Source organism: Sutcliffiella cohnii, assembly GCF_002250055.1.
Taxonomy (GTDB): Bacteria; Bacillota; Bacilli; order Bacillales; family Bacillaceae_I; genus Sutcliffiella; species Sutcliffiella cohnii.
In genome coordinates this window covers 2,475,190-2,489,233 of the sequence record NZ_CP018866.1, presented here as the reverse complement: position 1 = coordinate 2,489,233, position 14,044 = coordinate 2,475,190, and the positions used below count along the sequence as shown (strand labels likewise).

Annotated in this window: 13 protein-coding genes; all 13 read left to right on the top strand. The window is 34.0% G+C overall.

What is annotated here, in order from left to right; genetic code table 11:
* The first annotated feature begins 111 nt into the window (after positions 1–111).
* The 13 genes from BC6307_RS12355 (at position 112) to recA (ending at position 13,803) form a co-directional block, all read left to right on the top strand.
* Positions 112–864, top strand: coding sequence for a ClpP family protease (locus BC6307_RS12355; protein ID WP_066419616.1), 753 nt, complete (start codon positions 112–114; stop codon positions 862–864).
* Positions 861–1,079 carry a YlzJ-like family protein gene (locus BC6307_RS12350; protein WP_066419618.1) on the top strand — a complete coding sequence of 73 codons (219 nt, stop codon included), beginning with the start codon at positions 861–863 and terminating at the stop codon, positions 1,077–1,079. Before BC6307_RS12355 ends, BC6307_RS12350 begins: the two co-directional genes overlap by 4 nt.
* A 180-nt stretch (positions 1,080–1,259) precedes the next feature.
* Entirely contained in the window at positions 1,260–3,602 is a 2,343-nt protein-coding gene (locus BC6307_RS12345) for a DNA translocase FtsK (RefSeq protein ID WP_066419620.1), read from the top strand.
* 237 nt (positions 3,603–3,839) lie between these two features.
* The gene (locus tag BC6307_RS12340; RefSeq protein ID WP_066419622.1) at positions 3,840–4,565 is read left to right on the top strand and encodes a GntR family transcriptional regulator; all 726 of its coding nucleotides are present in this window, start codon (positions 3,840–3,842) and stop codon (positions 4,563–4,565) included.
* 214 nt (positions 4,566–4,779) lie between these two features.
* Positions 4,780–6,036 (top strand): EF-P 5-aminopentanol modification-associated protein YfmF, encoded by a 1,257-nt coding sequence (gene yfmF, locus BC6307_RS12335; protein ID WP_235858237.1) that lies wholly within the window; start codon positions 4,780–4,782, stop codon positions 6,034–6,036.
* A 2-nt stretch (positions 6,037–6,038) separates the two neighbouring features.
* Positions 6,039–7,322: an EF-P 5-aminopentanol modification-associated protein YfmH gene (gene yfmH / locus BC6307_RS12330; protein ID WP_066419626.1), complete on the top strand. Its 1,284-nt coding sequence runs from the start codon at positions 6,039–6,041 to the stop codon at positions 7,320–7,322.
* A 107-nt stretch (positions 7,323–7,429) separates the two neighbouring features.
* Positions 7,430–8,146, top strand: a complete 717-nt coding sequence (gene ymfI, locus BC6307_RS12325; RefSeq protein ID WP_066419628.1) for an elongation factor P 5-aminopentanone reductase — start codon at positions 7,430–7,432, stop codon at positions 8,144–8,146.
* Positions 8,147–8,227: 81 nt separating this feature from the next.
* Positions 8,228–8,485, top strand: a complete 258-nt coding sequence (locus BC6307_RS12320; protein ID WP_066419630.1) for a DUF3243 domain-containing protein — start codon at positions 8,228–8,230, stop codon at positions 8,483–8,485.
* A gap of 312 nt (positions 8,486–8,797) precedes the next feature.
* Complete coding sequence (locus BC6307_RS12315; protein WP_066419631.1) at positions 8,798–9,589, top strand: DUF3388 domain-containing protein; 792 nt, start codon at positions 8,798–8,800, stop codon at positions 9,587–9,589.
* Between the two features lie 20 nt (positions 9,590–9,609).
* Positions 9,610–10,485, top strand: a complete 876-nt coding sequence (locus BC6307_RS12310) for a helix-turn-helix domain-containing protein (protein ID WP_066419633.1) — start codon at positions 9,610–9,612, stop codon at positions 10,483–10,485.
* A gap of 181 nt (positions 10,486–10,666) precedes the next feature.
* Positions 10,667–11,245: a CDP-diacylglycerol--glycerol-3-phosphate 3-phosphatidyltransferase gene (gene pgsA / locus BC6307_RS12305; RefSeq protein ID WP_066419635.1), complete on the top strand. Its 579-nt coding sequence runs from the start codon at positions 10,667–10,669 to the stop codon at positions 11,243–11,245.
* A 34-nt stretch (positions 11,246–11,279) separates the two neighbouring features.
* Positions 11,280–12,533 (top strand): competence/damage-inducible protein A, encoded by a 1,254-nt coding sequence (locus BC6307_RS12300; RefSeq protein WP_066419637.1) that lies wholly within the window; start codon positions 11,280–11,282, stop codon positions 12,531–12,533.
* Positions 12,534–12,762: 229 nt separating this feature from the next.
* Positions 12,763–13,803: a recombinase RecA gene (recA, locus tag BC6307_RS12295; RefSeq protein ID WP_066419640.1), complete on the top strand. Its 1,041-nt coding sequence runs from the start codon at positions 12,763–12,765 to the stop codon at positions 13,801–13,803.
* Positions 13,804–14,044 lie beyond the last annotated feature (241 nt).

Genomic DNA, 14,044 nt, shown 5'->3' with positions numbered 1-14,044 from the left:
CCTATAAAGAATGGCTCTTTACTTTTCTTAAAAGAAGAATGAAATATATCTTGTCGCGAATACTATAAGGGAGTTTGTTATAGTTGTAAATATATAAAAGGAGTAGATTTTATGTCAAATGAACATACATACACATCTTCTGGGCAAGAGGGAGAACCATCCAAGCAAGAATCAACGAAAGACTCATTAGTAAATAAAATTCAGCAATTAGGCCAAACAAATATACCGCAATTACCACAGGACTCTAAAATTCATTGTTTAACGATTGTTGGTCAAATAGAAGGTCATGTACAGCTTCCACCACAAAATAAGACGACAAAATATGAACATGTTATTCCTCAAATAGTTGCAATTGAGCAAAATCCAAAAATCGAGGGACTGCTAGTCATATTAAATACAGTAGGAGGAGATGTGGAAGCAGGATTAGCTATTTCTGAAATGTTAGCTTCCTTATCTAAGCCAACAGTGTCACTCGTTTTAGGTGGAGGGCATTCGATTGGTGTACCAATTGCTGTAAGTTGTGATTATTCCATTATAGCGGAATCAGCAACGATGACGATTCACCCCGTTCGTTTAACAGGTTTAGTAATAGGAGTTCCTCAAACATTTGAATACTTAGATAAGATGCAAGAAAGGGTTATTAATTTTGTAACGAAGAACTCTAACATTACGGAGGAGAAATTTAAAGAACTGATGCTTTCTAAAGGTAATTTAACGAGAGATATTGGAACGAACGTAGTTGGAGCAGATGCAGTTAAATATGGTCTTATTGATCAAACGGGTGGTGTTGGAGAGGCTATTAGAAAATTAAATGAATTAATTGAAACACGAAATGAAGGTCAGGAAGGACAGATGTTACAATGATTCTTTATACGATGATGCCACAAGAGACGATTTTCCCTACAGCAAGTGACGATTATAGTAAGCAGAGAGTAGTAAGCTATAATGGAATTTCTTTTATGGTGCAACAAACGGAAAATAATTCTTTTCAAATTGTTAGAAATTTAAGTACCGATCCTGCACACTACTTAGACGAGCAATATTCTCCTGGTACGGTTATTAATATTACTTTTGAATAAAGGAAAAGCTGGTTATGAAGTTATGGCAACTTTCCTAACCAGCTTTTTCTTTTGTTAGTCAAGTGGGATATATTACTTAATCACGAAAACTAAAACGCAATAGTTCTTAATTGTGATATAATTGTCGATAATAGTACCGCGTTTTCTGTACTAAATTTATGCAAGTTATGGTGAGAAAAAATGTCAAAGAGAAAAAGAAGAAGAAAAAAACAAAACCGGGATGAATGGAAAAAAACGGTCTCGTTTGAAGTAATAGGATTACTTCTGTTAGCGTTAACGTTTATTTCTATTGCAAAGCTTGGAATTGTAGGACAAGCAACTGTATTATTCCTTCGCTTTTTTAGTGGTGAATGGTATATGATTTTGCTATTAGCGATGTTACTCCTATCAGGATATATTATTTGGAAGCGAGACTTACCTCCATTTTTTACACGTCAATTAGTTGGTACATACATAATTATTTTATCTGTTTTACTATTAAGCCACGTAGCACTATTTCAAATGTTATCGGGTGGAGGTACATTCGCTAATCCATCTGTTATTGCTAATACATGGGAACTGTTTTGGTATGAAGTAAACGGTGAATCGAGTACTACTGATTTAGGTGGTGGTATGATTGGGGCGGTGTTATTCTCTGCTTTTCATTTATTATTTGATGCAAAAGGTGCAAAATGGATTGCCATGATTTTTATCATTATTGGCATTATTTTAGTTACTGGTAAATCGTTAAATGATACGGTAATTAAAATTACAACCGTTTTATTTTCTTTCTTGAAAAAACAATGGACTGCGTTTATTCAAGATATGAAAAACTGGAGGTCACAAAGTAAACAACAAAAGAAAGAGAAAAAAGAAAAAGAAATCAAAAAAGACAAGAAAGAAAAGGGTAGCACTGAAGAAGTGGTAGAGGTTACTGCAGCGACTACTATGGAGGAGGAAGTTACTCCACCTATTATTTCTTCCTTTACTGACAATTCGCAGCAAGAAGGGGTAAATGAAGTTGCGGAAAAGAATGCTAAAGTACATCAGGAAGAAGTAGAAGAAGGGGTTCAAGAAGTAATTCCAAACAATATGGCTTTTACAGAATTAGAAAATAAAGATTATGAACTTCCTTCACTTGATCTGCTTAATAAACCGATAACTAACCATCAGACGACAGAACACGAAAATATTTATGCAAATGCAAGAAAATTAGAAAAAACCTTTGCCAGTTTTGGTGTGAAGGCAAAAGTAACAAAAGTTCATTTAGGACCAGCAGTAACTAAATATGAAGTATATCCAGACGTCGGTGTTAAAGTTAGTAAAATAGTTAATTTAAGTGATGATTTAGCATTAGCGCTCGCTGCGAAAGACATTCGAATTGAAGCGCCAATCCCTGGAAAATCAGCGATTGGTATTGAAGTGCCAAACAATGAGGTGGCGATGGTTAGCTTACGTGAAGTGTTAGATGTGAAACTTGCTGATAGACCTGACTCTAAGTTGTTAATTGGTTTAGGGCGTGACATCTCTGGAGAATCTGTAGTAGCTGAATTAAATAAAATGCCACATTTACTCGTTGCAGGTGCGACAGGTAGCGGGAAGAGCGTTTGTATTAATGGAATTATTACTAGCATTTTAATGAGGGCAAAACCTCATGAAGTAAAAATGATGATGATTGATCCCAAAATGGTAGAGTTAAATGTATATAATGGAGTCCCACATTTATTAGCTCCAGTTGTTACGAACCCTAAGAAAGCATCGCAAGCATTAAAAAAAGTAGTAAGTGAAATGGAACGAAGGTACGAGTTATTTTCACATACTGGTACAAGAAATATTGAAGGGTATAATGAATATATACGTAGACATAACCAAGACGGTGAAGCGGTTCAGCCACAACTACCATATATTGTTGTGATCGTCGATGAGTTAGCTGATTTAATGATGGTAGCATCAAATGAAGTAGAAGATTGTATTACAAGATTAGCCCAAATGGCACGTGCTGCAGGGATTCATTTAATTATTGCAACACAACGTCCATCTGTAGATGTTATAACGGGTGTTATTAAAGCAAACATTCCTTCACGTATTGCGTTTAGTGTATCTTCTCAAACGGATTCTAGAACAATATTAGATATGGGTGGTGCAGAAAAATTACTAGGTAGAGGAGATATGTTATTTTTACCAGTTGGTGCATCGAAACCTGTTCGTGTTCAAGGTGCTTTTCTTTCCGATGAGGAAGTGGAGAGAATTGTGGACTTTGTTATTGCGCAACAAAAAGCTCAATATCAAGAAGAAATGATACCGCAAGATGTTACAGAAGAAGTAGCAGAAGTGGAAGATGAGTTATACGATGAAGCGGTACAATTAGTACTGGAAATGCAAACTGCCTCTGTGTCGATGCTACAGCGCCGATTTAGAGTTGGATATACGAGAGCTGCTAGACTTATAGACGCAATGGAAGCTCGTGGCGTAGTTGGTCCTTATGAAGGAAGTAAACCTCGTACAGTTTTAGTACAAAATAATAACGAAGATGTTGGTTCATAAATAGGTAGTCATATGTACTACCTATTTATGTGGGGAAAATTTACTGGAAAACTAACTGAATGTAGTGATAATAGCTACCTAGTAACAGTATTAAATAAACACAACTAGTATTTTTTTGCGAAGTGATTTAAGGAAAAGGGTATCTTAATTTTTATATTTTCATTCTATTAGAAAAATGATATATTTAGTTGGGATAGTAAAATGTCGTTTTTAATGTAAGTTAGTGGGGGAGTCAACATGACGATTAGGCCAGATAGTAGACATCTATATTTATTAGTAGTCGATAGATTAAAACAAGATATAGAAAATAATGTTTATAGAGAAAAAGAAAAACTACCTTCTGAGTTTGAATTATCTAGGCAGCTTGGTGTAAGTAGGGCTACATTAAGAGAAGCGCTACGTGTTCTAGAGGAAGAAGGTTTCGTCATTAGAAGACATGGTGTTGGAACTTTCGTTAGCCCTAGGCCAGTTTTTTCATCTGGAATTGAGCAATTAAATAGTGTTACAGATATGATTATAGATGCAGGTATGCAACCAGGTACGATTCATATATCATCTACTATTCAAAATCCTACTGATGATGACAATGAAAAGTTTAATGGACTTGAAGGAGAACAAGTACATTATTTTGAACGGGTAAGAACAGCTAACGGACAGCCTGTTGTTTATTGTATTGATAAAATCCCAACAAACATTGTGGAAAATTATCAATATAATAAAAATGAATCGCTTTTACACTTACTAGAAGATGAAGCAGGCAGATATATATCATACGCAGTTGCACAAATAGAACCATTAGGGTTTCACGAAAAAGTTTCTCCAATTCTAGAATGTGAGCCTGAAACGGCACTACTAGTATTAAAACAAATGCATTACGATCAAAACGATGAGCCGGTTTTATATTCGTTAAACTATTTTCGTGCAGATCAATTTAGCTTTCATGTTTTACGTAAAAGAACTTAAAGGTAACATTAATTGTTACCTTTTTTCATTTTGATTACCATAATATTATTATGTAAACCTATATGTGTTCACTTGAAAAATTTACTAATATAACGTTATATTGGATATATGAGTAAATTTGTTTGATCTTGAAAAAATATTATTATGCTTTTCTACATAAAATAAAAGAAGCATAAAAAGGAGGATGAATTATTTGAAGCTTATTAATGAAACAATGCACGAATTAAGCGGAATTACTTTACATACATTAAATACTTCGAAATTTAAAACGAATACATTAGTATTAAAGTTAAAGTCTGCCTTAACAGAAGAAAATGTTACAAAACGAGCACTATTACCATATGTTTTACAAACGGCCACCAATACGTATAAAACATCTACGGAGTTAAGGATCTATTTAGATGAGCTCTACGGTGCTACTCTAAATGTAGATTTAAGTAAAAAGGGTGAATTCCATATTATTACATTTAGAATAGATATCGCGAATGAAAAATTTTTAAAAGACTCCACCCCTTTATTACAAAAAGCGATCAATTTATTAGCAGATGTATTATTAAATCCATTAGTAGAAGGCGGTTACTTTTCATCATCGATTGTTGAAAACGAGAAGCGTACGTTAAAACAACGAATCCAATCTATTTATGATGATAAAATGAGGTATTCCAGTCACAGATTAGTGGAAGAAATGTGTAAAAATGAGCCTTATCGATTAGCTGCTAATGGTGTGAAAGACGATGTGGATACGATAACTGCTCAAAATTTATATGAATACTATGAACAAGTTTTAAATACAGATGATATTCATTTATATGCTATCGGTGATTTAGATGAAGAAGAAGTTATTAATTTTGTCGAGAAAGCTTTCCCACTTAAAAGTCGTCAAAAAAGCTTGCATGAAGTTAATAAAGGGAAAAATGTTACTAGCGAAAATGAAGTAATAGACAGAGATGATGTTAAACAAGGGAAATTAAATATTGGTTATCGTACGAACATAACGTACAATGACTCTTTATATCCTGCATTACAAGTATTTAACGGTATATTCGGAGGATTTTCTCACTCAAAATTATTTATTAATGTGAGAGAGAAGGAAAGTTTAGCATATTACGCTGCATCAAGAGTGGAAAGTCATAAAGGGCTTTTACTTGTTATGTCTGGGATTGACTTTAGTAATTATGAAAAAGCAGTGAAGATTATAAAAGAACAAATGGTAGAAATGCAAAATGGGAACTTTACTGATAATGAAATTGCGCAAACAAAGGCTGTTATAAAAAATCAAATATTAGAAACAATTGATACACCTAGAGGCCAAGTTGAAATACTTTATAATAATGAGTTTGGCAGTATAGATAGAAAAGCGATTGAAGATATTATTTCAAATATAGAGAACGTGACGAAAGAAGATATTATTAACGTAGCAAAACAAATTCAATTAGATACTATTTACTTTTTAACAGGAAAGGAGGATTAATGATGAGAGAGATTGTATTTGATCAACTAGCAGAGAAATTATATTACGAACAACTAGAAAATGGCCTTAAAGTGTACTTATTACCGAAGGAAGGTTTTCATAAGACTTATGCTACCTTTACGACGAAGTACGGTTCCATCGACAACGCTTTTATTCCATTAGGGAAAAAGGAATTTTTAACCGTACCAGATGGAATTGCCCACTTTTTAGAGCATAAGCTTTTTGAAAAAGAGCATGGTGATGTTTTTCAAGATTTTAGTAAGCAGGGAGCTTCTGCAAATGCGTTTACTTCTTTTACGAGAACTGCCTATTTATTTTCAAGTACAACCCAAGTTGAAAAAAATCTTGAAACGTTATTAAACTTTGTACAAGAACCTTATTTTACGGAACAAACAGTTGAAAAGGAAAAAGGAATTATCGGTCAAGAAATTACAATGTATGATGATAATCCGGATTGGAGAAATTACTTTGGATTAATTGAAAATATGTTCCATCATCACCCTGTAAAAATTGATATTGCTGGGACGAAAGAATCTATTGCAAACATTACAGCAGACTTACTTTACACCTGCTATGAAACATTTTATCACCCAAGTAATATGTTACTTTTCGTCGTTGGGGCAATGGATCCTGATAAAATGATGAATTTTATAAAAGATAATCAATCGAAAAAAGAGTTTAAACCTGCAGAGGAAATTTCTCGTCATTTTGAAGATGAACCTGCTACAGTAGCGGAAGAGAAGAAAGTGTTAAAAATGAATGTCCATACGTCTAAATGTTTAGTTGGCTTAAAAGAAGTTAGTCCAAATCGACAAGGAACCGAATTATTAAAGCATGAGTTAACAGTGAATATCATTTTAGACTTACTCTTTGGTAAGAGCTCGAAACATTACAAGCAACTATATGAAGACGGTTTAATTGATGAAACATTTTCTTTTGACTATACAGGTGAAAAAGGCTTTGGTTTTGCAATGATTGGTGGCGATACAGAAAAACCAGATGAATTAGAAGCACAATTAAAGAAGATATTATTCCAATTCCGAAATGAAGCGTTTTACGAAGATGAACTAAATCGAGCTAAAAAGAAAAAGATAGGTTCATTTTTAAGAGCGATCAATTCACCTGAATTTATTGCCAATCAATTTACAAGATACGCTTTTAATGAAATGGATCTTTTTGAAGTAATCCCTCAGTTAGAAAAAATAACATCCGAGGATGTAAAACGTGTTGCGAATGAGATATTAGATGAAAAAGCATTTACTGTTTTTCAAATAGTACCTAAATAGTTTGTTCACCCAACAATAATTGTTTGTATTAGTAAAAGATAAGTTATAATGAGAGAGCGCCTAATTAAGGGGCTCTCTTCATTTTTTCAATTAAAGGATGATGTATTTTGAATAAAACAGCATTACTTATTGGTGCTAGTGGTGGAATAGGGAAGGCGATCGCTTCGCAATTATTAAAAAATGGTTATTTTATTTATTTGCATTATAACAAGAATAAAGATGCAATAGAGGAATTAAAACAGCAATTTGGCGAAGAATCATTAGAAGCGGTTCAAGCTAATTTATCCGATATAAATGGTGTTGATTCGCTAAAAAATCAAATTGGCCAACCAATTCAAACCATTATCTATAATGCGGGTATTAGCTATTACGGGTTAATGACTGATATTTCAAAGGACGATATGGAGGGAATGATTCGTTTACATATTACATCACTCTATGATGTTACAAAAAACTATCTTCCTAATATGATAAAAAATAAAAACGGGAATATTATCGTCATTTCTTCGATTTGGGGTGAGATAGGAGCATCATGTGAAGTGCTGTACTCCATGACAAAAGGAGGTCAACTTGCATTTGTAAAAGCGTTAGCTAAAGAGGTGGCCCCTAGTGGCATTAGAGTAAATGCGGTTTCGCCAGGTGCTATCAATACGCAAATGTTAGACCAATTTTCTACAGAAGAATTAATGGATTTGACGGAAGAAATTCCAATTGGTCGATTAGGATATCCTAGTGAAATAGCTGATGCAGTTTCATTTCTTCTTTCCGATAAGTCTAGCTATATAACTGGTCAAGTTTTATCAGTAAACGGTGGGTGGTATTAAGGAATAATATGGAATAATGTATATTTAATCTTTCTCTACGCATACTAACTTTTGAAGTACAGTATTAAAGGAGGAAGAACAATGTCTGTTTTAGAAAATTGGGATCAATGGAAAGACTTTTTAGGCGATCGTTTACATCATGCTCAATCAGAAGGATTAGATCAAAATACAATTTCGCAATTAGCATTTGAAATTGGTGATTATTTAGCGCAAGAAGTAGAAGCTAAAAACCCACAAGAAAAAGTTTTAGCAGACCTTTGGAGAGTAGCTTCCGAACAAGAACAACATGCAATTGCGAATATGATGGTAAAACTTGTTCAAAACGAAGGGACACTTTAAGAGAGGAGCCAACCTCTCTTTTTTAATGTTGTAGAAGTTGTAGAAATAGAAAATGGAATCTTGACTCCAATATATATTGACTTATTTGCCACTACTATACCCAACAATTCGTTCCGCTTAAGATATTTTCCCTTTACACTTCATATAACGCTTTTTTTCCCATTCTCCGTAAACACATCTGTCTTTAATAATAAAAAACTTTTATTATTTATAACATTTCACTTCCTTATTATTTTGAAATTAGCTATCATAAAGATAAGATTACATACATGAATGCCTCAAATAATATACAAAATAGATAGGAGAGGTAGGATGATCAAAAAAGAGTGGTATTTAGAGTATGAAATAAATAAAAATAGACCTGGATTATTAGGGGATATTTCTTCATTACTGGGGATGCTATCTATTAATATTGTGACCATTAACGGAGTCGATGATTCTAGACGAGGACTACTCCTTTTAAGTGAAACTAATGAACAAATTGTTCGTTTAGAATCAATTTTAAATACAATGGATACGATAAAAGTAACGAAATTAAGAGAACCTAAGCTTCGCGATCGGTTAGCGGTCCGCCATGGGCGTTACATTCAAAGAGATGCCGATGATAAAAAAACTTTTCGTTTCGTTCGAGACGAATTAGGTTTACTCGTCGATTTTATGGCTGAGCTATTTAAACGTCAAGGTCATTTACTCGTAGGGATAAGAGGAATGCCTAGAGTCGGTAAAACAGAATCTATTGTTGCTTCTAGCGTTTGTGCAAATAAAAGATGGCTTTTCGTTTCCAGTACTCTTTTGAAGCAAACTATTCGAAGCCAATTAATTCAAGACGAATATGATGAAAATAATTTGTTCATTATTGATGGAATTGTTTCCACTAAAAGAGCGAACGAGAAGCATTGGCAGTTAGTTAGGGAAATCATGAGCTTGTCTGCAGTGAAAGTAGTAGAGCACCCAGATATTTTTGTACAAAACACAGAGTATAAATTGCAAGATTTTGATTACATTATTGAATTAAGAACGAACCCCGATGAGGAAATTACATATGAACCAGTTCAATCAAATCGGATGTTTGACGAAAACCCGTTTGGAGGATTTGATTTTTAATATTTGGAAGGTGTTACCAATTGACAGAACTAGGCAGTCGATTAAAAGAAGCTAGAATAGCAAAAGATATGTCATTAGATGATTTACAAGCAGTAACGAAAATACAAAAAAGATATTTAGTCGGGATAGAAGAAGGTAACTATTCCATGATGCCAGGAGCTTTTTATGTGCGTGCTTTTATTAAGCAGTACGCGGAGGCAGTTGGTTTAGAGCCTGATGAAATTTTTGAACAATATAAATCAGACATTCCTGTAAATGTAAATCAAGATATCCCTGAAAAGTTATCAAGGGTAAAATCAAGAAGACATTTACCGAAGGATGATTCGAAAATTGTTCAACTATTACCTAAATTATTATTAATACTAGGAGCAATTGTACTATTAGTAGTATTTTGGCAATTTCTCCAAAAGTCAGGCAATAACGCAACGGATAATAATAACGATGTGGACAGTGGATTACGTGTTGAACGAGAAACAAACCCAGAAGTAATTGACACACAACCAGATTCCAAAGATGAAGAAGAAAATACGGAAGAAGAGCCAACTCCAGAGGAAGAAGAGGAAGTGGGGGGCCAAGGGGAACTTCAATTAACAAACCAATCTGGACGTCACTACACATATACGCTAACTGGGACGGAAAGCTTTAACGTCGAATTAAATGCTACTGGTAGACCGTGGCTTCAAGTTGAAAATTTCGCAGGAAACGTGTTTTTAAGTAGAACTCTTGAAGAGGGAGAAAGTGAACAATTTGATTTCTCCAATGAGGAAGGGATTTACTTTAACATAGGTAATGTCACATTTCTAACTCTAACGATAAATGGTGAGCCTTTTGAGTTTCCTGATGGAGGAATTACACAAGGAATTAGAATTCAATTTGAGAAAGAAGAGCAACAGTAAAAAGTCATCTTTTTAGGATGGCTTTTTTCTTAGTTTTAATATGATAAAGTGTGTTTTATGGCGATAATAGAAATGGAGTCACCATTCTCTTTTTTTTAATCATCAAGTACATAGGAAAGATTAGACAAAATGACAAACATCTTGTATAGTTTAAAGGCAGATTAGGTTAGGAGGAATCACTGTGAACTTACCAAATAAAATTACCGTATCACGAATTTTACTAATTCCAATATTTTTAATTATAATGCTTGCTCCCTTAGATTGGGGTACGCTCCAAATCGGGGATGTCCTTATTCCCTATACACATCTTGTAGGTGCAGTCATTTTTATTTTTGCATCTGTAACGGATTGGGTCGATGGATATTACGCTAGAAAGCTAAACTTAGTTACAAATTTAGGGAAGTTTTTAGACCCTCTAGCAGACAAGCTATTAGTTTCAGCCGCGCTGATTACACTAGTTGAATTAGAAATGGCACCTGCTTGGATAGTAATCATTATTATAAGCAGAGAGTTTGCAGTGACAGGCTTACGTCTTGTTTTAGCTGGAGAGGGAGAAGTTGTTGCTGCGAATATGTTAGGGAAGATTAAAACATGGGCACAAATAGTAGCTATTTCAGCTTTGCTATTACATAATATTCCTTTTGAATTTATCGGAGTCCCTTTTGATAGAATAGCCTTATGGGTAGCGATGATATTTACCATCATTTCAGGGTGGGACTATTTTTATAAGAACCGTACAGCACTTATTAATTCAAAATAATAAGGTTGTATAACTTAGAAGGGGTAGGGTCTGTATGAACAAAAATGCTGAAATTATCGCAGTAGGTTCAGAATTGTTATTAGGTCAAATATGTAATACAAACGCACAATTCCTTTCAAAAGAACTAGCTCAGCTTGGTATTAACGTATATTTTCATACGGTCGTAGGAGATAATGCAGACCGATTAAAGCATGCGATTGAAATTGCTAAAAAAAGGTCAAATCTAATCATATTTACTGGTGGTTTAGGTCCTACTAAAGATGATTTAACGAAAGAAACAATCGCATCAATTCTAGGAAAAAAACTAGTGATGGATGAGGAAGCTTTGTTTTCAATTAAAGAATATTTTCAAAAAACAAAAAGAGTAATGACGGAAAATAATAAAAAGCAAGCACTGGTCCTCGAAGGTTCTCACGTGCTTCCAAATGATTACGGAATGGCACCAGGAATGGTTGTGGAAGAGGCGGGTTATACTTATATGCTATTACCTGGACCGCCCAAAGAATTGCAACCGATGTTTCTATCATATGGAAAACTATCATTAGCTTCGAAAGTGGATGTTAGTGAACATATTATTTCGAGAGTATTACGTTTTTTCGGAATAGGGGAATCCCAATTAGAAACTGAAATTGAATCGTTAATTGATTCTCAAACTAATCCAACGATAGCACCACTTGCTGGAGATCATGAAGTAACACTTAGGATTACAGCGAAACATCAATCAATCGATAAAGCGAATGAGCTATTAAATAATACGGAAAAAGATATTTTATCTATAGTTGGAGAATTTCACTACGGATATAATGACGACACCATCTTTTCTGTATTATTTCAAAAGCTAAAACAGTTAAATGTTTCTATTAGTAGTGCTGAAAGTTTAACTGGAGGAATGTTTGGAGAAGAAATAACACAATTTTCTGGTGCATCTTCCATATTTGATGGGGCTGTTGTTTGTTACACAAATGAAGTAAAAGAAAAAGTATTAGGTGTATCAAGCAATGTTTTATCAGAATATGGAGCAGTAAGTGAACAGTGCGCTAGCTCATTAGCAAACGGAATTAAATCATTAATGAATACGGATATCGGAATAAGCTTTACTGGAGTAGCTGGACCAAGCGATTTAGATGGGAAACCAGTCGGAACGGTATTTATCGGAATGTCTTTGCCAGATGGTAAAACGATTGTTAAACAGTTGAATATTCCTGGTACTAGGGAAGGTATTCGGATACGAACAGTAAAATACGGTTGTTTTTATTTATTAAAAGAATTAATGCATAGAAATGCTTGAGCGGTTTAAAATCGTTTCAAGCATTTTATCGTTTAACTAATGCAAAATTAAAAAATTGAATGCCGAAAATAATTTTTATAAGCTCAAATTTAAAATTTTGGAATAGAAAAAAGTATTTTTGATAACAATTTCAAAAAAAAAAGCGAATAAACGTTCGTTTTTTAGTTGCTAAAAACAGAAAAAAAAGGTATAGTATTAATAGTTTGATAGAGAAAAAGGAGGAAATTTCGTGAGTGATCGTAAAGCTGCCTTAGATATGGCGTTAAAACAAATAGAAAAACAATTTGGTAAAGGATCTATTATGAAGTTGGGGGAGCAAACAGATCGTAAAATTTCAACATCCCCAAGTGGATCTTTAGCTCTTGATATTGCTTTAGGTGCTGGTGGTTATCCTAAAGGAAGAATAATTGAAATATACGGACCAGAATCATCTGGTAAAACGACTGTTGCTCTTCATGCTATTGCGGAAGTTCAAATGAATGGTGGACAAGCAGCGTTTATTGATGCAGAGCATGCGTTAGATCCTGATTATGCACAAAAGTTAGGTGTAAACATTGATGAATTACTGTTATCTCAGCCTGATACTGGAGAACAAGCTCTAGAAATAGCGGAAGCGTTAGTTCGTAGTGGTGCTGTTGATATTCTAGTAGTTGACTCAGTTGCAGCTCTAGTTCCAAAAGCGGAAATTGAAGGTGAAATGGGAGACTCCCACATCGGTCTTCAAGCCCGCTTAATGTCCCAAGCTCTACGTAAATTATCTGGTTCTATTAATAAATCGAAAACTATTGCTATTTTCATTAACCAAATTCGTGAAAAAGTAGGAGTTATGTTTGGAAACCCAGAAACAACTCCTGGTGGACGTGCCTTAAAGTTTTATTCATCTGTACGTTTAGAAGTACGACGTGCTGAACAATTAAAACAAGGCGGCGACGCAGTAGGTAATAAAACGAAGATTAAAGTAGTGAAGAATAAAATAGCTCCACCATTTAAAACGGCTGAAGTGGATATTATGTACGGAGAAGGTATTTCAAAAGAAGGCGAGCTTATCGATATGGCATCTGAATTAGATATTATTCAGAAGAGCGGTTCTTGGTATTCTTATAACGAAGATCGAATCGGTCAAGGTCGTGAAAATGCGAAACAGTTTCTAAAGGAAAACAAACACATTATGGAAGAAGTATCGAAAAAATTGCGTGACCATTTTGCTTTAGATAAAGACGTAGTAGTACCTGCAGATACTGAAGAAGATCAAGAAGAATTTACTTTATAAGTTAAGTAATCAGGACATCTATAAGTAGGTGTCCTTTTCTGTTATTGATAAGACATAAAAGTTGTCTTTATTACAATGTTTTCCATTATATTAAACATAAAAATAAAATTAATACAAAATATTTTTCAAAAGCTGGCATGTTTTCTGTAATTATGACGTATTTTAGTAATTTCTGTATGAGGACAGGCTTGACAATGAAAATTTACACATTTACAATTAAAATGTATATTTTACATTTTGT